The 17,854-nt window shown below is 44.2% G+C and carries 23 protein-coding genes; 22 read left to right on the forward strand and 1 reads right to left on the reverse strand.

The features are described 5' to 3' along the window. Nucleotides 1–44: 44 nt before the first annotated feature. On the reverse strand, nucleotides 45–764 hold the full coding sequence (locus tag FN961_RS15155; RefSeq protein ID WP_144041017.1) for an XRE family transcriptional regulator: 720 nt from the start codon (nucleotides 762–764) through the stop codon (nucleotides 45–47). Nucleotides 765–996: 232 nt separating this feature from the next. Here FN961_RS15155 and FN961_RS15160 point away from each other — a divergent pair, with 232 nt between their 5' ends. The 22 genes from FN961_RS15160 to FN961_RS15265 all read left to right on the forward strand — a co-directional run bounded on the left by FN961_RS15160 (nucleotide 997) and on the right by FN961_RS15265 (nucleotide 17,602). Then, on the forward strand, nucleotides 997–1,224 hold the full coding sequence (locus FN961_RS15160) for a helix-turn-helix domain-containing protein (RefSeq protein WP_144041018.1): 228 nt from the start codon (nucleotides 997–999) through the stop codon (nucleotides 1,222–1,224). Then, nucleotides 1,221–3,443, forward strand: coding sequence for a DNA-binding protein (locus FN961_RS15165; protein ID WP_144041019.1), 2,223 nt, complete (start codon nucleotides 1,221–1,223; stop codon nucleotides 3,441–3,443). Before FN961_RS15160 ends, FN961_RS15165 begins: the two co-directional genes overlap by 4 nt. A 104-nt stretch (nucleotides 3,444–3,547) precedes the next feature. Further along, the gene (locus FN961_RS15170) at nucleotides 3,548–4,276 is read left to right on the forward strand and encodes an AAA family ATPase (protein ID WP_144041020.1); all 729 of its coding nucleotides are present in this window, start codon (nucleotides 3,548–3,550) and stop codon (nucleotides 4,274–4,276) included. A 42-nt stretch (nucleotides 4,277–4,318) separates the two neighbouring features. Next, nucleotides 4,319–4,897, forward strand: a complete 579-nt coding sequence (locus FN961_RS15175) for a hypothetical protein (RefSeq protein WP_144041021.1) — start codon at nucleotides 4,319–4,321, stop codon at nucleotides 4,895–4,897. Further along, entirely contained in the window at nucleotides 4,890–5,429 is a 540-nt protein-coding gene (locus tag FN961_RS15180) for a transcriptional regulator (RefSeq protein ID WP_144041022.1), read from the forward strand. Before FN961_RS15175 ends, FN961_RS15180 begins: the two co-directional genes overlap by 8 nt. Next, nucleotides 5,416–5,634, forward strand: a complete 219-nt coding sequence (locus tag FN961_RS15185; protein ID WP_144041023.1) for a hypothetical protein — start codon at nucleotides 5,416–5,418, stop codon at nucleotides 5,632–5,634. The genes FN961_RS15180 and FN961_RS15185 overlap by 14 nt, the downstream gene beginning before the upstream one ends. Next, entirely contained in the window at nucleotides 5,635–6,258 is a 624-nt protein-coding gene (locus tag FN961_RS15190; protein ID WP_144041024.1) for a DUF3164 family protein, read from the forward strand. 97 nt (nucleotides 6,259–6,355) lie between these two features. Continuing rightward, entirely contained in the window at nucleotides 6,356–6,958 is a 603-nt protein-coding gene (locus FN961_RS15195; protein WP_144041025.1) for a gp16 family protein, read from the forward strand. Further along, entirely contained in the window at nucleotides 6,951–7,388 is a 438-nt protein-coding gene (locus FN961_RS15200) for a Mor transcription activator family protein (protein ID WP_144041026.1), read from the forward strand. Before FN961_RS15195 ends, FN961_RS15200 begins: the two co-directional genes overlap by 8 nt. 253 nt (nucleotides 7,389–7,641) lie before the next feature. Next, nucleotides 7,642–8,391: a hypothetical protein gene (locus tag FN961_RS15205; RefSeq protein WP_144041027.1), complete on the forward strand. Its 750-nt coding sequence runs from the start codon at nucleotides 7,642–7,644 to the stop codon at nucleotides 8,389–8,391. Nucleotides 8,392–8,434: 43 nt separating this feature from the next. Further along, a complete protein-coding gene (locus FN961_RS15210) occupies nucleotides 8,435–9,346 on the forward strand; it encodes a restriction endonuclease (protein WP_144041028.1) in 912 nt (303 codons plus the stop codon). Nucleotides 9,347–9,592: 246 nt separating this feature from the next. Continuing rightward, nucleotides 9,593–10,132 (forward strand): glycoside hydrolase family 108 protein, encoded by a 540-nt coding sequence (locus tag FN961_RS15215; protein WP_144041029.1) that lies wholly within the window; start codon nucleotides 9,593–9,595, stop codon nucleotides 10,130–10,132. Nucleotides 10,133–10,175: 43 nt separating this feature from the next. Beyond that, nucleotides 10,176–10,763 (forward strand): hypothetical protein, encoded by a 588-nt coding sequence (locus tag FN961_RS15220; RefSeq protein ID WP_144041030.1) that lies wholly within the window; start codon nucleotides 10,176–10,178, stop codon nucleotides 10,761–10,763. Beyond that, complete coding sequence (locus FN961_RS15225) at nucleotides 10,764–10,976, forward strand: hypothetical protein (protein WP_144041031.1); 213 nt, start codon at nucleotides 10,764–10,766, stop codon at nucleotides 10,974–10,976. After that, on the forward strand, nucleotides 10,969–11,298 hold the full coding sequence (locus FN961_RS15230) for a DUF2730 family protein (RefSeq protein WP_185972800.1): 330 nt from the start codon (nucleotides 10,969–10,971) through the stop codon (nucleotides 11,296–11,298). Before FN961_RS15225 ends, FN961_RS15230 begins: the two co-directional genes overlap by 8 nt. Continuing rightward, the gene (locus FN961_RS15235; RefSeq protein WP_144041033.1) at nucleotides 11,298–11,594 is read left to right on the forward strand and encodes a VpaChn25_0724 family phage protein; all 297 of its coding nucleotides are present in this window, start codon (nucleotides 11,298–11,300) and stop codon (nucleotides 11,592–11,594) included. The genes FN961_RS15230 and FN961_RS15235 overlap by 1 nt, the downstream gene beginning before the upstream one ends. Nucleotides 11,595–11,596: 2 nt before the next feature. Further along, complete coding sequence (locus FN961_RS15240) at nucleotides 11,597–12,190, forward strand: DUF3486 family protein (RefSeq protein ID WP_144041034.1); 594 nt, start codon at nucleotides 11,597–11,599, stop codon at nucleotides 12,188–12,190. A 65-nt stretch (nucleotides 12,191–12,255) separates the two neighbouring features. After that, a complete protein-coding gene (locus tag FN961_RS15245; RefSeq protein ID WP_144041048.1) occupies nucleotides 12,256–13,782 on the forward strand; it encodes a terminase large subunit domain-containing protein in 1,527 nt (508 codons plus the stop codon). A 2-nt stretch (nucleotides 13,783–13,784) separates the two neighbouring features. Then, nucleotides 13,785–15,446: a DUF935 domain-containing protein gene (locus FN961_RS15250; protein ID WP_144041035.1), complete on the forward strand. Its 1,662-nt coding sequence runs from the start codon at nucleotides 13,785–13,787 to the stop codon at nucleotides 15,444–15,446. Further along, complete coding sequence (locus FN961_RS15255) at nucleotides 15,446–16,876, forward strand: phage minor head protein (RefSeq protein WP_144041036.1); 1,431 nt, start codon at nucleotides 15,446–15,448, stop codon at nucleotides 16,874–16,876. The genes FN961_RS15250 and FN961_RS15255 overlap by 1 nt, the downstream gene beginning before the upstream one ends. Continuing rightward, nucleotides 16,869–17,141 (forward strand): hypothetical protein, encoded by a 273-nt coding sequence (locus FN961_RS15260; protein ID WP_144041037.1) that lies wholly within the window; start codon nucleotides 16,869–16,871, stop codon nucleotides 17,139–17,141. The genes FN961_RS15255 and FN961_RS15260 overlap by 8 nt, the downstream gene beginning before the upstream one ends. Beyond that, nucleotides 17,141–17,602, forward strand: a complete 462-nt coding sequence (locus tag FN961_RS15265) for a phage virion morphogenesis protein (RefSeq protein ID WP_144041038.1) — start codon at nucleotides 17,141–17,143, stop codon at nucleotides 17,600–17,602. The genes FN961_RS15260 and FN961_RS15265 overlap by 1 nt, the downstream gene beginning before the upstream one ends. The last annotated feature ends 252 nt before the right edge of the window (nucleotides 17,603–17,854 follow it).

Below are 17,854 nucleotides of genomic sequence, written 5' to 3' on the forward strand. Positions count from 1 at the left end.
TAAACTGGCTGTAAACTACGGTTTAACAGCCGTTTACAGTAAGCTTAATAGGTATCCCTACCTATCCAAACAACCTTACCAATAATATGTAGCTTATTGATTTCATCAATGTGGACTACTTGGTCTTTGTATTCTTTATTATCACTAATTAACTCTATATCGCCATTAAAGCGCTTCTGTAGGCGTTTGGCGTAGAGCTCCTCACCAAAGCGCAATACGAAAATAGAACCGTCAGTAAGCTTAGTATCAGCGATATTCACTAAGAGTGAATTGTGGTTTTGAATGGTAGGCTCCATTGAATCACCATGAGCAAAGACAACTGCAAGGTTAGATGCTTCAAACCCTCGATACCTTAACCATTTTGTTCTAAAAGCTAGATGCCGGGTGACTTGTTCGCTCTGATTGAGATCACCATGACCAGTACTCACAGATATATGATAACCAGGGATAATAGAGAAATCCTCAGAAAAAGTACCTGCATCAAAAGTAACTTCTGGTGGTGAAACCTGATTTTCACATGGTGACATAGAGCCCTCACCTGAGATCAACCAGCCCAAAGATACATTGCCTTGCTTAGCAATTAGCAGAGCTTTATCTATCTGAGGCAAAGACACACCCTTTAAGTACTTCCTTAAAGCACCTTCCGATATGTTAATTGAATTAGCAAAGTTGCGTACACTTGTGCTTCCAATGACCACTTCTAATCTATCCGAGAACGTTTCTTTTCTTTCCTTAGAAAAGGAAACACTGTTTCCATTATTCATGATTTGTTTCTTTTTTATTATGTTATTGAATTTATATAGCTTTGTAGTCACCTGCTGGCAGGCTGTCCGAAAGCAGAAAAGAAACATCACAAATCTGCTTGACTCGCGTATAAATGTGATCGTATCCTCATATTTATACGCAGTACGTATGAGTGTAAATGAGGTCACTAGTCACAGTACGTAGTGCGAACACATTAAATATTATCACAAATATACGAAATGGGGAGGAATCATGGAGATAGAGAATGCTAATCAGATCCATGCTGCACTAATGTGTAGAGGGCTCAGCTGCAGAGCATGGGCACTAAGCCATGGTTATAACCCACGTACTGTACAAAAGTGCATTCAACTATTTGCGCCAGATACGGGTCTAAAGCCTATGTGGGGGAAAATATCTAAGCAGATACTGCGTGATCTATCTAATGAAATTAATTTCGATTTGATGGGTGATAAAAAATGAAGAGGGAATACTTCACGCTTCAGGAATTGATAAAAGTGCCTGGTATGCATACGACTGTACAAGGCTGCCGTAAGTTGGCTAATCGAGAAGGGTGGTTAAAAAGGAAGTGTGCTCAAGGTAAAGGATTTGAATACCACATAGATTGTTTACCTATCGAAACCAAAGCTTTTTTATATTTAAACATTATTGAGAAAAGTGCTGATACTTTGGCTGTATCGGCGAGGTCAGCATTAAATCAAGATGCGGTTTGTGATGCCAAAGATAGAGCACTAAAAATCATGAACAAGTCCGATGGACTCAAGCAATTCATGTGTATAAGCGAAGTTAAGCAAGCTAAAGCAAAAGCTCGTGAAGAAGTAATTGTTTCCTATGAGCGATTTATTAAGCCATATAAAGATGCAGGCAATAAGAGTGGCGGAACACATGCTTTTATAGTCGGTTTCAACTCAGGTAGGCTACAAGGTGAAACCGATGTACATAGTTGTATCAGGCAGATTGGTGAAAGAACCCTTTACCGCTGGCAAAAAGCATATCACGAACAAGGTATTATTGGATTAGTTGATCAATATAAGAGTGTGGCAACCTCTAAAATAGATGGCTGTCCGCGACTTGACGAATTCCTGATGGCTCTAGTTACCAAAAAGCCACACTTATTAGGGCAAGCGGCCAAAGTGCATAGTTTAGCTAAGGTGCGTGCTGCTGAATATGGTTGGAAACTTCCCTCTGTTAGCTCATTCAAGCGCTGGTTAACCCAATATGTCATCAAGCATGAAGTGCAGCATGCTTACACGACTAACCCTACGAAATACACCGATAAATACCGCCCATTATTTGCCCATACGTACCCTAATATCGATGGCCCAAATCAAGTGTGGGAGTTTGACTCAACACCAACTGATATTGAATTAAACGTTAACGGTAAGCTTAAACGTCACAGTGTTGTTGCTGTGATTGATGCCTTTACTCGCCGTGTTCAGCTGGTGGTATCACCAACCTCAAACAGTGAAGCTATCTGCTTATTGTTACGTAAAACCTTAATCGAATGGGGATTGCCTGAAGAGGGCGCGATTATGCGCACCGATAATGGTAGCGACTACGTATCTAATCGAACAACAACCATCTTCAATCTACTCGATTTAACGATCTCTAAGGCAAATGCTTTCTCAGGTTGGGAAAAACCATTTATCGAGCGTTTCTTTGGCACCATGAGCCGCGTTCTAATGGAGAAAATGCCTGGGTATATTGGCCACAGTGTCAGTGATAGGCAGCAAATCGAAGCCATGTACAACTTTGCCAAGCGTATTGGGGAAGGAAAGAAAAAAGCTGAAGCGGAGCGACTCAGTATTGCGTTGACGCCAGAGCAACTGCAGCAAGTGCTCAATGACTACCTCGAATTTGATTACAACCATGTCCCTCATAGCCGAGATGGCATTACCCCGTTTGAACGTTATGCGCGATCTGATTACCAGAAGCGCTCGATTGATAATCCACATGTACTCGACACGCTATTGAATTTCATTGGTACTGCTACGGTCACGCGCGGAACAGTTAAAGCTGGCAGTGTGCAATATACCGCCCCTGAATTGATGGAAGTGTCATGGCAGCGACAGAAGGTGAGGGTATTTGTTGATCCTGCCGATATTGGCCGCGCCACCCTTTACCCAATCGAACGATGGGACACCTATGTCGATGCGGTCAACATGGATCTCATTTATCGCGGTATCTCTCCAGTTGCCTACCGTGAACGTCGTAAAGAAACCCAAAAAGAACTCGCAGTATTTAGAAAACATGCCCGCCGTTTACAAGAAGAATTTGGCATCGATGCCTTATATGCAGATGAGCTGGCACAGAAGAAGTTACAACGGGCCAATATTGCCCACTTGGAGCGAACTACAAGCCATAACAACAGTGCTATTGATGGGCTGAGTTCAGCAGCAACAGACAAGCAGAGATCATTAAGTTCAGTCGAACTCGCTGCCATAGAGAGACAACGTGAAGCGATAGCTGAACGTCGTGAGCGATTAGCTCAGCAAGAGAGTCGCATAGTGCGCAGCGATCATGAAAAAGCAGTGATGTTAACCACGGATAGTGTTACTCGGGATTTAACTGACAACGAACAAGAGTGGCTTAAAAGGTATCGTTTAAACAATGTATTGCAACGAAATAGATTAGACAAAATTTTACAACAAGCAGAGTCAAACAACCGCCAAGTCAAGTGACTCTGCTCGCAACCCAACCGCTTAAATCCACCTTAAAAGAGATTTAAGCAATAGCTAATCTGGTTTAACTAAAAGCTAAATCAGATAACCAAAGGAAGGTCATTATGAAACATAAGACAGTAGAAGTAAAAAATGTACTCCGCACTCAAGATATGTTCGCCAATCTGCAAAGCCGCAGTGAAATAACGCCAGGTATTGGGCTTATTCATGGTGCTAGCGGATTCGGTAAAACGACCACCGTTGCTTACATGTTTAATCAGCTCACTAGCATGGGAAATTTACCCGTTTATATCCGCTGTTACGCCACTGACACTCCAAGCTCATTTTTAGCGCGGATCATTAAAGAGCTTGGAAGTGAGCCTATGTACCCACTGTGTAAATCTGTTGATTTTATTACTAACGCAATGAACGAACAACAGATAGCGCTTTTTGTCGATGAAGCTGATCACATCATTGGGCAAGCGAAAACAATGGAAACTATTCGTGACTTATACGATGCCACTGAGTTACCCGTCGTGCTGATTGGCATGGAGGAGATCGCGCGTCGAATTAGCCATCGTAAGCAGCTTTTTAATCGCATTAGTGAGTGGGTTGAGTTTATGCCAGCTGATAACGAAGACGTATCCATGTTCGCCACTGAGTTGCTCGAACGAGATATTAGTGTAGGAGAAGATCTGTTGGATTTTATCCGTGTTCGTAGCGGTGGGGAAGTGCGCCGGATCCTTATTGCTTTAGAAAAAATAGAACGGTTTGCTATCTCAAATGAACTTGATTTTGTCGACAAAACATTATGGGGAGATGGCCAACTATTTCTAAATCATAGCCGTCGATAGTTAAGCCAGCCGTGCGCTAATAAATCATCACGGGGGGGCATTATGAGTGAACAGTCTAAGCAAAATGTTATCACGAACCAAGCGTGGCAATTGATGTGCGATAAACAGCAGTTTACGCGTCGTGAAATTGCGTTAGCGCTTGGTGTTAAAACCAATTTAATCACCGAGCTGACAAAGCGTCTACAAAAGCAAGCCGCGATTGAATTGATAAAAATACAAGTGGGAAATAAAGGCAATTTGTATCGAGTGCTCATTAATCTAGATGACGTCATTTTAGGGACAGGAAAACCTCAAACCATGAGGGCTCCGCAGCAAATTAAACGTAACACCCTAGTGCAACAAATCTGGAACTCAATACGTATTAATCGTCGTTTTAATAAAGGATTGATATTAGCAACGAGCACCGTAGCCCCCTCACTGGTGACGCGATATTTAGGCTGCCTTTCAAAGGCTGGTTATATCCGACCTTTAAATAGCATCAAAGGTAGCCCAAGAGGGACAAGCCTCAATTATCTTTTAGTGCGAGATTCAGGACGGTTACACCCCACAGAGCGCAAGGATGGTATGTGGGATCAAAACACTAATACCTTCTACAAATTTAAGGAGAAAGGCCATGAGTAATTGGGTCGCTATTTTAGCAGAGCAAGCCTCAGCCCATGGGCAAGAAGGTGTCGCAAAAAAGCTAGGGATCAGTAAAGCCGTCGTGAGTTTACTGATAAATCAAAAGTATCTTGGCGATCTTGAACGCATGAAAAGATTGGTCGAAGGGGCATATATGCATCGCATGGTTGAATGCCCCATTGTTGGGCTTATTCCTATGCATCTATGTGATAGACATCAAAGTAATAAATCAACGAGTAACCCTGTGCGTTTGCGTCTATATCGTGCTTGCCGAAGTGGCTGCGAACACTCTTCACTAAAGGTTAAAACACAGTTTAAGCGTATCCAAGTGACCCAGCTCGATACTGCTATCAAACAATATCGTGCAGAGGGGACGTATAGCCGACTTGAGCGTCAATCGGTGTCCGATAACGGCGGTTATAAACAATTGTGTGAATTGCTTAGACAAGAGTTGATTGCTTTAGGGCATCGCTACAACCGTTTACTTGAAACTTCACAGTACCCAAGGAGTGAATCAGATGAAACATCCTAACCCCAAGTTTGATGCGATTAGTGCTTTAAGGCTGCGTGGCATGAAGGTGATAAGCCAGCATCAAAAAGTGATCCAAATCGACCAACCCACCGCTGACTTTAAGCGGATGGCAGTGGACATTATCGAAAACATTAAAGGTATTCGCCGTCGCTGTAGTGCGGTGCAATTTCATGGCGTCACGGTACGCTGGAACGAGGACAAATAGATGACTAATTCAGACATAGATACTATTCCCGCGGGTTTTAGAAAAAATGCTTTAGGGCATTTAGTCCCTGACGTGCAGATAAAGCCGATTGATAAAATCCGTGATGATGTCGTTATCGATATTGTCATCAAAGCCAAAGCCCTGCGCCAAGCGATGTTGGATTTTAAGCTCGCTACCATGGGACAGATTATTGATTTTGTCGACTTGTCTGCGAGTGAATACGGCGTCAAATTTGGCGGCAGTAAAGGCAATGTTTCGCTGACAAGTTTCGATGGGCAATACCAAATACGCCGCGCCGTGGGTGAACACCGTGTGTTTGATGAGCGCATTCAAACCGCTAAGGCGCTCATTGATGAGTGTATTCATTCCTGGTCGGGTGGGGCAGATACTCGGCTCATGGCCATGGTGGAACATGCCTTTCGAGTCGACCAGCAAGGTCGTATTAACGTCAATCAAGTGTTGAGCCTGCGCCAGCTTGATATCGATGATGCTAAGTGGCAACAAGCCATGGACGCGATTGCTGATGCTATTCAAATCACAGGAACGAGTGAATACCTCCGTTTGTATGAACGTTTGCCCACGGGCAAATACATCCAAGTCTCAATGGATATCAGTTCTCTTTAGCTCTAAAGCGGCCCAACTCTGTTTGGTTTTAAAACAGAGTATAAGGCCTAGCTAATGACCTAATAGACACGCTAAAAGCGTGATAAGGAATACGAGTATGCACACGAATGCCATAGCCCATAAAAAGCGTTTAACGACCTTAATCAATATCGCCAAATCACAGCTACAACTTGATGAGGATATCTATCGGCTCATGCTCAAAACTGCCACAACTAAAGACTCGTTACGTGCGATGAATTTGAGTGAGCTTGAACAAGCATTAGAAGCGTTTAAACAAAAAGGGTTTAAACCCACTCACGCTAAATCAAGAGTAAACGCCAATAAAACCGTGAATTCAGATAAACGTTTAAGCCCTAAGTCGGGACAAGCGAAAGTGGCTCAAATTGATAAGATTCGTGCGGTGTGGATAAACATGGGCAATCACAACATTGTTCAAGATAACAGTGAAACCGCGTTAGATAACTATGCCCGTCGCATGACAGCTAGAGCACAGAAAGTTGATAGCGTCAGTTGGTTGAATGAGTCACAAGCAGTAAAGGTGTTAGAGAGTCTCAAGAACTGGCATCGCCGTGAATTACTTGAACGTATAGGGCAAAGAAGCGGCGCTCACACTTCAACGTTAAGTTATCGGCTGCTTGGTTATAACCAAGTGGTTGATTTGTATTTAAACGGAGCCTACGGAGGGGCCACAGATGAATAATCATACTAATGATGACCAACTGGAATTAATTCAAGCGAGCCACCGAGAGCTTGAGGAGGCGCTTGAAACCTTGAAAAACCTCAAACCGGATGAGCGTGAGGACTTCACCAAGCGCTGGCCATCAACACTGCAAAGCTTATGTGAACTCATGCGCGTTACCCTCGATAGGCAGGCCGTTAGCAACTCAGTGCATATCAGCGAAGCGTTAGCCACAACCTTGAGCACGTATCTCGGTGGCCGTGATATCTATATTCCCAATGGTGAACGGCTTAAAGATGCGCTGCGAGATATTCGGATTTGGCGCGAGTTCAAAGGGAATAATCTAGAGCAACTATCACGGAACTACGACCTGACAGAACGCCGCGTGAGTCAGATAATCGCTGAACAAAGGGCGGCATTTGTGGCGAGGAAGCAGAGAAGATTGTTCTAGTATGAAAACGTTCGAATAAAAAGTTCCTATCATATTTGTGAATTCTTCAGTATTGGACTCGTCATATTAAAAGAGCCTTAAGTCAAAATTTTGATATTAAAGCTTATGTACTATATTTTGTGGTGAAAATCACAGCATTAATGAATTACCATTTACAACAATTACTTAGTGGTGGTACCTTGCAGGGTTAAGTTAGCTGCGCGGTACTTTTTTGTATTGTGATTGAAGAAACCATCATTAAGATAGGCAGTATATGAAAGATGTTCCATTGTATTTAAATTGGCAGTTTTGGTCTGCAGCGACTGCTTTTGTCGCGTTAATATTATCTCAGCTACCGCCATTAAAATTATTGTTGAAGAAAGGGAGTCTTACCATAGAAAAATATGGGACTTTAGGTATCAGCCATTCTATTGGTAGCCCGAATGTTAACCTATTTGTTATTTTAAAGAATATTGGTGGATCAAGCATAGGAATACACTCTATTGATATGAGGATAATCCGTAAGAATTCTGCCCCATTTTTACTTAAGGGGCGTGGTTATGCATTGAACCCACATGACTATAACTTCACAATGTTTACTCCTTTAGAAATTGGTCCAAATCAAACATGGGCACATACCATTGGTTTTAGCGAGCCATGGGATAGAACAAAGCAAAAAGAGTATAAGGGCCTTTATGCAAATATTAGGGATACAATTACTGATAAGCACAGAGAAACTCCCCTTGGGATAGGTGAAAGGCATGAAATAGATGACGATGTATATCAAAATCTTTGCAGCTTTTTTGATGGCAACTTTCAATGGACTGAGGGTGAATATGTAGCTGAAATATTAGTTAAGGATAAGGAAGACAACATTTTTGCTAAGGACTCCGTTAAGTTTACAGTATTTGAAAGTGATTCTGTAGAGCTCAGGACATGGACTGAAGACTACAAGTATGGTCATGGAATTCATTTACCAGTCTCTCAAAAACAGACAATAGTATGGGTAGAACTTTCTGATTAATGAGGTGTTTACATTTTTATAGTTAGTGGTGAGGGATGTTAAATTGGCTAAAAGAATAAATTTTGCACTCAAAGAGGCTATGGTTTCTCTGTCTGGTGCCTGTTTTTGGTATTGGAACAGTTTTTATAGTTTTTTGGATAGTAGTGGAGTACCTAAAGAGTTAAAGAATAGATATCCCAGAGAATCATTCAATAAGTATGATGTGATGAGGAATGTACTTGATCATTTAGAAGATACAAACCAAACCGCGGTTATTAATAATATTATTTCCAATTTCTTTAAATTGGGAAATGCAGTTGATCGCGATGCTCTAGATGAAAAGAAAGCAAAGCAATTACTTTCTGAGTTCAAAGCCCTCATTGGGAGTGATCCAATTGAGGATGAAATTGAAAATAGAAAGAGGCAACAGTCGCGTAGCAACTATAAATCGTCTATTGATGAAACTAAGTCAAAGAAGAAAAAACTGGAAGAATTAAATTCGTTATTTATCTCTCTAGTTACAGGGAATGAAGTCACGCCACATGAGAGAGGTTACAAGCTAGAAAAATTGTTTTGTGATTTATTGCTGTTCAATGAGCTTGATTATTCGCCATCTTACAAAACTTTAGATGGGGAACAAATAGATGGTCACTTCAAATTTGAAAAGTTTGACTATTTAGTTGAATGCAAGTGGGAGAAAGGTGCGATAAAACAAAAGGATTTGTCTATATTTGACGGTAAAATCAAAGGTAAGGCTCAGAGCACAAGAGGTGTTTTTTTGGCTGCTAATGGGTTTGATGAAAATGCTATTCAAAAATTCTCAGGAGATGCGCCTAGAATTATATTGATAACTGGGGATGACTTAGCCATGGTATTGAATGGGCAGGTTCTATTTTATGATGCTATGAAAGCGAAAGTAGAAGCTATTGTTCGATACGGAGACATTAATTTTTCTCTTAGAAGAGTTACTTTATAATCAGGTAACCCCAAGAATTAAGCTTATCATCCACTGCTGTACAACCATTAATATTTCTAGGCTTAATCGTAATGCAAACCGTTGGTCTCCTAAATTTATCTTTCTAAGCAGAGTATGTTACTTTTTTGAACTTGTGTATGTGAAGTGAATTATTTAAGCTATAAATTTTAATCCCGAAACCTTTCCAATCCTTCCAAACATCCTAAACCGAGATAATGAACCTACGTTCCTTATCTCGGTTTTTTTATGGGCTCCATCTCTACTCGACAACCCTATCACTCAGCTTACAGCCAAGCCTTTCTTTGTGCGGTTAACTTTGTGTTTAGCAAAGAGGGTGGTTATTACCGAAATGCTAAAGATTTAGGCGGTAAAACCCATTTTGGTATTAGTTCAAAGGCGTACCCCAAAGAAGACATTCTCAACTTAACCCAAGAGCGTGCACAGTTTCTGTATCACCGTGATTACTGGCGAGCAACTTATTGCCGAGAATGGCCCGCACCGGTTGCCTTACTGGTATTCGATGGGGCGGTACAGCATGGGCAAATTACTGCGATTCGTTTACTTCAAGAGTGTGTTGGCATTAAAGCCGATGGCCTAGTCGGGCCTGTGACTCGTCATGCCGTTTTTAATGCAAATCCATTGTGGTTAAGTGCGCGCTATTGCCTACGCAGAGCAAGACTTTATAACCGTATTCAAATCAAAAAACCAAGTCAGGTGACATTCATTGAAGGTTGGTTTAACCGTCTTCGGGATGGTTTAGATACGGCGTTTAAGGTGGCGATATGACTTATCAAACATCATTTAATATTTCTGGCATCGAGGATAAAGCATGAACCCTTTAGCGCTGACAGCCATTGTCTCAACCTTCTTAAAAACAGGGCCAGATTTGATTCGAACGATTGGCAGTGTTTTTGGTGATGAGGAACAGGAAACCGCAAATAAAGTGGCCAACCTGGTGAGTTTCGCCAGTGGGAAACCCAACCCTGAGCAAGCCCTCAATCAGGCGCTTTCCGCTTTATCACCACAAGGTTTAGCACAATTAAAGTCACTGGCCACTGAGTGTGAAGTTGAGCTTGCACGTATTGCAGCAAACAAAGAGACCACGCTGCATCAGCAAACTCAACAGACCATTCAAAATGGTGACAACAGCAGTAACGCCTATGTCAGCAACACTCGCCCGTATATGGCGCGGATATCAGGCTATATCACTGGTGTCTATGTTATTGGCCTCGATGGTGCTGCCGCATTTGATTATGGCAATGGAGCCTCGTTTGATATGTCGATGTTGCTGATATCACCACTATTGGCCTATATGGGTCTGCGTGAAATGGGTAAGTGGCGTCAGGGCTCTAGCGCTCTTATGGGGATATCGAGTGGGCTAAATAAGCTGTTTAAGCGTGATAAAGCAGGTAGCTAAATGAAAGCGGATGAATGGGCAAGGGACCTTGAAATGCGCGAACGAGAAAGCTGTATTGAGCATGCCCGCAAACCACTACAGCAAGGCAATGGCATTTGTGTTGACTGTTTAGAAGCCGTAGAGCCTGAGCGTTCGAGCTCACTGCGCTGCATCAGTTGTGAGCAAGATGAAGAGCATCGCCAGCGCACTCGATATGGACACCGTCATGGCTGAAATAATTGACTTTATCAACAATAACTTTAAATGGTTATCTGCTTTGTCTTACTTAGCTTTTGTAGGCTTACTTGCTTGGTTTAATCAGCGCTTTGCTACCCGCAAAGAACATGAATTATTAATCGTTAAGCTGACCCACATGGATCAAGAAATCACTCAGGTAAAAGCTGACATTAGGCATCTACCAACCAAAGAAGAGGTACACCGTTTGGATAAAACGTTAAGTGGCCTGAGTGAAACTATCAATGCCACTCAAGAAGGCATTAATCGCCTTGAGCGTAAAACCGATCTTCTACTGGAAAACGAATTAAGGAACGACTAATGGCACTGAAAGAGATCATGTCAGAACATCAACGTCTGGTTATTTTACGCCTACTGGGTGAGGTTCCAGGCTTCGATTTAAATGAGTCCATCTTACAAGATGGACTCAATGCCTATGGCCTTGATATTAGCCGAGATGGTTTGCTAACTCAGCTGGCCTGGTTGGCGGAACAAGGAATGCTCACCCTGAGTAAAGTCGGCGGAACTCAAAAGGCTGTACTGACCGCTAGGGGTGAGGATGTTTCTGTTGGCCGTGCAGTTGTGCCTGGCATAAAGCGACCACGGGCAGGGGATTAGCCATGAGCGACAAGAAGCCTGCGGCATCTAAACCAGAACTCCCCACTCGTGGGCGTCGTTCCAAGGTTGATTTGTTGCCCGATGATATCCGCAAGAAACTCGACAGTGGCTTGCGCGATGGCTCTATTACTCAAACTGAACTGCTCGACGAAATTAACGTTCTGATTAAAACCGCAGGTTTATCCGAAGAACTGCAACTCTCCCGTGCTGGCTTAAATCGTTACGCCACTAAGATGGAAGCGGTAGGTAAGTCATTACGTGAAATGCGTGAAATCACCAAAGTATGGACAGCCGAACTTGGCGATAAGCCCACGGGGGAAGTGACCAAACTTATTTTAGAAATGGCCCGTTCACAGTTGTTTAAAGCCCTATTAAACGAAGACGGTGAAACGGCAGATGTCGGCATGATAAAAGATGCCATGCTCGCGGTGCAGCGTCTCGAATCTGCTGCTATGGCCAGCCATAAGCGAGAAAAAGAGATCCGTAAGGCCTTTGCCGAAGAAGCGGCGAACACTGCCGAAAAGGTTGCCAAATCAGCGGGATTAACTAAGGAAGCGGTTAGCCTACTCAAGCAAGAAATCTTGGGGATAGCTTAGTGAGCTCTGCGCAGATTGAAACTCACCCCAAAGTGTCACAAGTTGCCCAGACTATCCAAGCCGAAATGGCACAGTTTGATTCAACGGAAGTGTTACTGGCTTATCAGAAGCGTTGGATAGCCGATGAGTCACAACTGAAGATTGCTGAAAAATCTCGTCGTACCGGTTTAACCTGGGCAGAGGCCGCTGATGGTGTATTAACTGCTGCAGCTGCTCGCAGTGCAGGTGGTACCAATCATTTCTATGTAGGCTCGAATAAGGAGATGGCCCGAGAATTTATCGATGCCGCTGCCATGTGGGCCAAAGCATTCAACAAGGCTGCAGGAGAAATCAAGGAAGAGATATTTCGTGATGAAAACGAAGACAAAGACATTCTCACTTTTGCTATCTATTTTGATTCCGGTTTTAAAATCCAAGCGCTCAGCTCTAACCCCAGCAACTTACGTGGTATGCAGGGTAACGTCACCATCGATGAAGCTGCATTTCACGACCGTTTAGGTGAAGTGCTCAAGGCTGCATTGGCCTTGACGATGTGGGGCGCAAAGGTTCGCCTTATCAGTACCCATAACGGCACCGATAACCAGTTTAATGAGCTGATTAATGATTCAAGGGCGGGTAAAAAAGATTACAGCGTACACCGCATTACCCTCGACGATGCCTGTGCTGAGGGCCTATATCAGCGGATTTGCCAAATCCGTAAGCTTGAATGGAGTCAGACGTTAGAGGATGAATGGAAAGCTGGACTGCTTAGAGCCACGGCTTGTGAAGAAGATGCGCTTGAGGAGTATGGTTGCGTGCCTAAGCAGGGTGGTGGTACCTACATCAAACGAGTGCTTATCGAAGAGGCGATGGTCAAAGATAACTCTATTCCTATTATCACCTTAAACGCACCTAAAGACTTTGAGACCTGGTCGGAGGCTCATCGACATATTCAGGTTAAGGAGTGGTGTGAACAGATTAAGCCTCACTTGGATAAGCTAAACCCGTTTTGGAATCATTCTTTTGGTGAGGATTTTGCCCGTCGTGGTGATTTGTCAGTATTTGTACCGTTAACAATCAAGCCTGATTTGAGTAAACGCACCCCATTCGTGGTAGAGCTGGCAAAGCTGACCTACGACGCTCAAAGGGAGATCTTGTTTTATATCTGTGACAACTTGCCACGCCTGCAGGGGATGTCTTTCGATGCAACAGGTAACGGTGGCTACTTAGCTGAGGCGGCGATGTTCCGTTATGGCACCGAGATGGTCGAGCAAGTAATGATAAGTGAAGCCTGGTACCGCGAGTGGATGCCCAAGCTTAAGGCTGAATTTGAAGATCTGAATCTCAGTATTCCCCGTCATCAAGACATCCTCGATGACATGGCCAAAATCAAAGTCACTAACGGGACACCCAAGATTGATAAAGGCTCTGATAAGAGCGCGACTACAGGCCAACAGCGCCACGGTGACTTTGCGGTGGGGTTAGCGATGGCAGTACGTGCCAGTTGGATGGATGGCGGCGTCATTGAGTTTACCGCTATTCCAGGCAAAGGCAGTGCTGATGAAGACGATGACACCGATGACGACTACAGCTTTGATCGAGGAACTTATTAACCATGGCGACTCATACAGATAACACGCTTAAAAGCGATACTCATACCGATAAGAACGGCACTCGTTTCACGATAAAACAAAACAGCTCAAAGGCGTTAGCCAAGCCGCAAACAGATAATGCCAAGTTGGGTCACTTGCATAGTCATTATGCCCAGCACCCGAGCAGAGGGTTAACACCGGCTAAGCTTGCTCGAATATTAGTTCAGGCCGAACAAGGCGATCTCATTGCGCAGTGTGAGCTGGCAGAAGATATGGAGGAGAAAGACGGCCATATCTTCTCTGAGCTACAAAAGCGCCGCCGTGCCTTATTGGATGTCGAATGGCAGATAATGCCACCTCGTAATGCCAGTGCCGCCGAGACTAAAGATGCTGAAATGTTAGCTGAGCAGCTTGAGGATATGCAGATCTTAGACGATCTCATTTTTGATATGAGTGACGCTATCTTAAAAGGCTTTTCAAATAGCGAAATAGTCTGGCAGCAACACAGTCAGCTTTGGCTACCCAAAGCCTTTAACTTTAAAGACCCCAGTTGGTTTATGACGGGTCAAACTAATGCGAATGATATTGAGGCTGTCGACCGTAACGAATTGCGTCTACGTGATAACACGCTCAATGGCGCAGCTTTGCAGCGCTTTGGTTGGATAAGCCATGTGCATAAAACCAAGTCGGGTTATGTGGGGCGTAACGGATTAGCGCGAGTGCTTGCCTGGCCATTCTTGTTTAAAAACTACGGCGTGCGTGATTTAGCCGAGTTTCTGGAGATCTACGGTTTGCCGCTGCGCCTGGGTAAATACCCGACTGGTGCGGATAAAAGCGAGAAAGCGACGCTGCTGCGAGCGGTCATGAGCATTGGCCACAATGCAGGGGGGATAATCCCCAAGGGCATGGAAATTGATTTTAAAGAAGCTGCCAAGGGCAATAAAGATCCGTTTGAGTACATGATCTCTTTAATGGAAAAAACCATCTCTAAGGCCATTTTGGGCGGTACATTAACCAGCCAAGCCGACGGTAAAAGTTCAACCAATGCATTAGGCAATGTGCATAACGAAGTGCGCCAAGAATTGCGAGATTCAGATCTTAAGCAGATAGGTAACACCTTAACCCGTGACTTAGTGCTGCCGATGTACACGCTTAACGGTAAAAGTTATCGCACGCCTAATCGAAGTCCTCGCTTAGTGTTTAATGTGGTTGAAGCCGAAGACCTCAAAGGGTATGCGGAGTCTCTGCCTAAGTTGGTGGAGATAGGTTTTGCTATTCCTCAACAGTGGGCCCAGGACAAATTACAGATCCCAATAGCCCAGAAAAATGAAGTGATACTGGCCAAGCAGGCTACGGCTAAGCCTGTTAGCACTGAATTAGTACCTGATGCGCAACAGGCCAAGCTTAAACGGATGGCCATTAAGCGGATAGTGACGCTTAAATCTCAACAAGAAGTCGATCCCCTTGATTTGATGTCTGCAACGCTACAGGCGGACATGTCGCCCATTCTCGAAGGTTTCACCGATGAGGTGCGTCAACTCGTTGAAGGTGCAAATTCTTTAGAAGATCTTCAACAGAGTTTGAGCGAGTTAAATCTGAGTATCGATGAAGCCACTGAAGTGCTCCAGCTAGCAATAGTCGCTGCGGATTTAGCGGGCCAACATGATGTGAATGAGGGCAACTAATGCCTTCAAATGTCCGCTACGGCTCTTTGCCCTTTAATGAGCAAATCAGCTTCTTTCGCAACAAGCTCAATGTGCCTACAGAGTCTTGGACTGATTTGTGGCGTCATGGTCATAACTCGGGCTTTAGCGTTGCAGGGGCGATGAAGGATGATCTGCTTAATGACTTTAGGCGTGCGGTTGATGGTGCCATAGCCGATGGAAAGTCGCTTACTTGGTTTAAAAAAGAGTTTAATACTATCGTCGACAAACATGGCTGGGCGCATACAGGCAAGGCTAGCTGGCGTTCGAAGGTGATCTTCGATACCAACATGCGTCAAAGCTATAATGCCGGACGATATGAACAGCTGCAGCAGTTCGAGTATTGGCGCTATGCCCATGGTGATAGCCGCTATCCTCGCGAGCTGCATCTTAAGTGGCACGACACTATTTTGCCAAAGAGTGATCCGTGGTGGCAAACGCATTTTGCTTCGAATGGATGGGGTTGTAAGTGCCGTATCTATGGAATAGGTCAATTAGAGTTGGAGAGGAGAGGGCTATCGATTACGTCTCGGCCTAATGATGGAATGAGAGACTGGGAAGACAAGGCCACGGGTGAAGTACATCAAATCCCAAAGGGTATTGATCCAGGCTTTGATTACATCCCTAAGCGCTCGACTAATCAGGTTAAGCAACAACAACTCGCTACACAAAAGTCTCCGGTTTACCAAGCACCAGAACGCTTGGTACCGACAGCCTTTAGCACGGTTAATGGGGTCAATGTCGATGGTCTTAATCAAGTGCTCAGTGCTATTTCAAAAACCAGCTCAGCCCCGCAAGTCGCTAAACTAGGTGAGTTCCTTAAACGCCACGATATTAGAAGTGTTTTTGTTAAGCAGGCTGAAATGGGCCTCTACAACAAAGGGGCAAAAGATATTGAGCAAGCAGTACTCGGTTATCTTAAACCGAGTGAGTTCAGTACCAGGTACCTCTATGCCATAAGAGGGTATAAAAAGACCCGAGGATTTACTTCAAAGCGTTTTGAGCATGTTGTTGTAAAAGTGGCTAGCAGCACTAAGTTAACTAAAGTGGATATCAATGAAGTACGCCAACTGGTTGCCTTGGCCCATGAATTCTACAAGCGCGGAAAGCCTGAGTTTTCAATGTCACATATCGTTAGAACTTACGGTGAGAGTAGAGACCACAGCGGTGCGTTGGTGACCTGGTTACACGAACTTGGCCACCAAGTACATTACAAGGCGGGTGGTGGAGCTGCGCCCCAAATACAAGGTTTAACGCGTTATGGCGGTACTAATTCAGCCGAATGGCATGCGGAACACTTTGCCGCTTGGGTATTAAATCGTAATGCCTTGGCAGAATTTAATGCAGATATTGCCAACTACTTTGATAAACTAATTGAACAAGCTATCGCTAATGGAGTGAGTAATGGATAGGACTTTAGCAGCAATGCTCGCCAGAGCTGATGCAGATCCACAGCAAGGACAACCGACGCCTTTAGTTGATGCAGCCTTGGAGATAGTTAACGATATCGCACTAAGCTACATAGAAAAGCAGCTGCAAATCGATACATTGCAGCAGCAAGCTAAAGATCGCGAACTGGAGTTGTTTGGTGAAGTATGGGAAAGCCTTCATGCCATCACACCGCTTGAGGAGATAACCGCTGCGGATGGAAAGCCTGTCACAGGAAAGCCAGAGTAATGGCCGGTACTCATATCAAGGTCGAAGCTAAGGGGCGAACAGCGATCACCAAAGCCCTTAATAACCTACTAAAGCAAAGTGGTAACTTAACACCCGCACTCGGTGATATTGGTGAGTACTTGCTTGAGTCCACTCAACAACGCTTTATCGATCAACAAGCCCCCGATGGCTCCCCCTGGGCCGAACTCAGTAGCACAACTCTTGAACGTAAGCAGCGTACCGACCGTATCTTAAGTGAATCTGGTACGTTAGCTGACAGCCTGCATTATCAATTAGGGCGCAATCAACTTGCACTGGGCAGCAATGAAGAATACGCCGCTATGCAGCAGTTAGGTGGCACTACAAGCCCACAGAGCATGATGCCTAATCAAGAAATCGTCGCTAGAGAGTTTCTAGGTCTTGCACCGTTTGAATATAATCAGGTGGTAGATATTGTTGCGGCTTATCTTGGTAAGGCGTAGTAAAAATCTTATGAGGTTCTAAATGATTTCTGCCCGTGCGACGTGAAGTCGTATGAAGCGCTGTTCACCGCGTTGAGTGAACCATCTGTATCACCAGGTGACCCTATGGCTCTGAATAAAGTAGCGAGCCAGACAATGTAACGAAGTCCATTGGACGGGAACAGAATCGTGAGAGGACGTTCTTCCTGATAACCACAAGTCGGGTAAGTGCTAGGGAGTCAGTATGATGAACATATGTGAATCCATGTAAGG

The sequence above is a fragment of the Shewanella hanedai genome (genome assembly GCF_007197645.1).
GTDB lineage: Bacteria > Pseudomonadota > Gammaproteobacteria > Enterobacterales > Shewanellaceae > Shewanella > Shewanella hanedai.

Excerpts from the sequence above, each read along its gene's own strand:
- FN961_RS15155 (WP_144041017.1), bottom strand. The coding sequence starts at position 764 with ATGAATAATGGAAACAGTGTTTCCTTTTCTAAGGAAAGAAAAGAAACG.
- FN961_RS15160 (WP_144041018.1), top strand. The coding sequence starts at position 997 with ATGGAGATAGAGAATGCTAATCAGATCCATGCTGCACTAATGTGTAGA.
- FN961_RS15165 (WP_144041019.1), top strand. The coding sequence starts at position 1,221 with ATGAAGAGGGAATACTTCACGCTTCAGGAATTGATAAAAGTGCCTGGT.
- FN961_RS15170 (WP_144041020.1), top strand. The coding sequence starts at position 3,548 with ATGAAACATAAGACAGTAGAAGTAAAAAATGTACTCCGCACTCAAGAT.
- FN961_RS15175 (WP_144041021.1), top strand. The coding sequence starts at position 4,319 with ATGAGTGAACAGTCTAAGCAAAATGTTATCACGAACCAAGCGTGGCAA.
- FN961_RS15180 (WP_144041022.1), top strand. The coding sequence starts at position 4,890 with ATGAGTAATTGGGTCGCTATTTTAGCAGAGCAAGCCTCAGCCCATGGG.
- FN961_RS15185 (WP_144041023.1), top strand. The coding sequence starts at position 5,416 with ATGAAACATCCTAACCCCAAGTTTGATGCGATTAGTGCTTTAAGGCTG.
- FN961_RS15190 (WP_144041024.1), top strand. The coding sequence starts at position 5,635 with ATGACTAATTCAGACATAGATACTATTCCCGCGGGTTTTAGAAAAAAT.
- FN961_RS15195 (WP_144041025.1), top strand. The coding sequence starts at position 6,356 with ATGCACACGAATGCCATAGCCCATAAAAAGCGTTTAACGACCTTAATC.
- FN961_RS15200 (WP_144041026.1), top strand. The coding sequence starts at position 6,951 with ATGAATAATCATACTAATGATGACCAACTGGAATTAATTCAAGCGAGC.
- FN961_RS15205 (WP_144041027.1), top strand. The coding sequence starts at position 7,642 with ATGAAAGATGTTCCATTGTATTTAAATTGGCAGTTTTGGTCTGCAGCG.
- FN961_RS15215 (WP_144041029.1), top strand. The coding sequence starts at position 9,593 with ATGGGCTCCATCTCTACTCGACAACCCTATCACTCAGCTTACAGCCAA.
- FN961_RS15220 (WP_144041030.1), top strand. The coding sequence starts at position 10,176 with ATGAACCCTTTAGCGCTGACAGCCATTGTCTCAACCTTCTTAAAAACA.
- FN961_RS15225 (WP_144041031.1), top strand. The coding sequence starts at position 10,764 with ATGAAAGCGGATGAATGGGCAAGGGACCTTGAAATGCGCGAACGAGAA.
- FN961_RS15230 (WP_185972800.1), top strand. The coding sequence starts at position 10,969 with ATGGCTGAAATAATTGACTTTATCAACAATAACTTTAAATGGTTATCT.
- FN961_RS15235 (WP_144041033.1), top strand. The coding sequence starts at position 11,298 with ATGGCACTGAAAGAGATCATGTCAGAACATCAACGTCTGGTTATTTTA.
- FN961_RS15240 (WP_144041034.1), top strand. The coding sequence starts at position 11,597 with ATGAGCGACAAGAAGCCTGCGGCATCTAAACCAGAACTCCCCACTCGT.
- FN961_RS15245 (WP_144041048.1), top strand. The coding sequence starts at position 12,256 with ATGGCACAGTTTGATTCAACGGAAGTGTTACTGGCTTATCAGAAGCGT.
- FN961_RS15250 (WP_144041035.1), top strand. The coding sequence starts at position 13,785 with ATGGCGACTCATACAGATAACACGCTTAAAAGCGATACTCATACCGAT.
- FN961_RS15255 (WP_144041036.1), top strand. The coding sequence starts at position 15,446 with ATGCCTTCAAATGTCCGCTACGGCTCTTTGCCCTTTAATGAGCAAATC.
- FN961_RS15260 (WP_144041037.1), top strand. The coding sequence starts at position 16,869 with ATGGATAGGACTTTAGCAGCAATGCTCGCCAGAGCTGATGCAGATCCA.
- FN961_RS15265 (WP_144041038.1), top strand. The coding sequence starts at position 17,141 with ATGGCCGGTACTCATATCAAGGTCGAAGCTAAGGGGCGAACAGCGATC.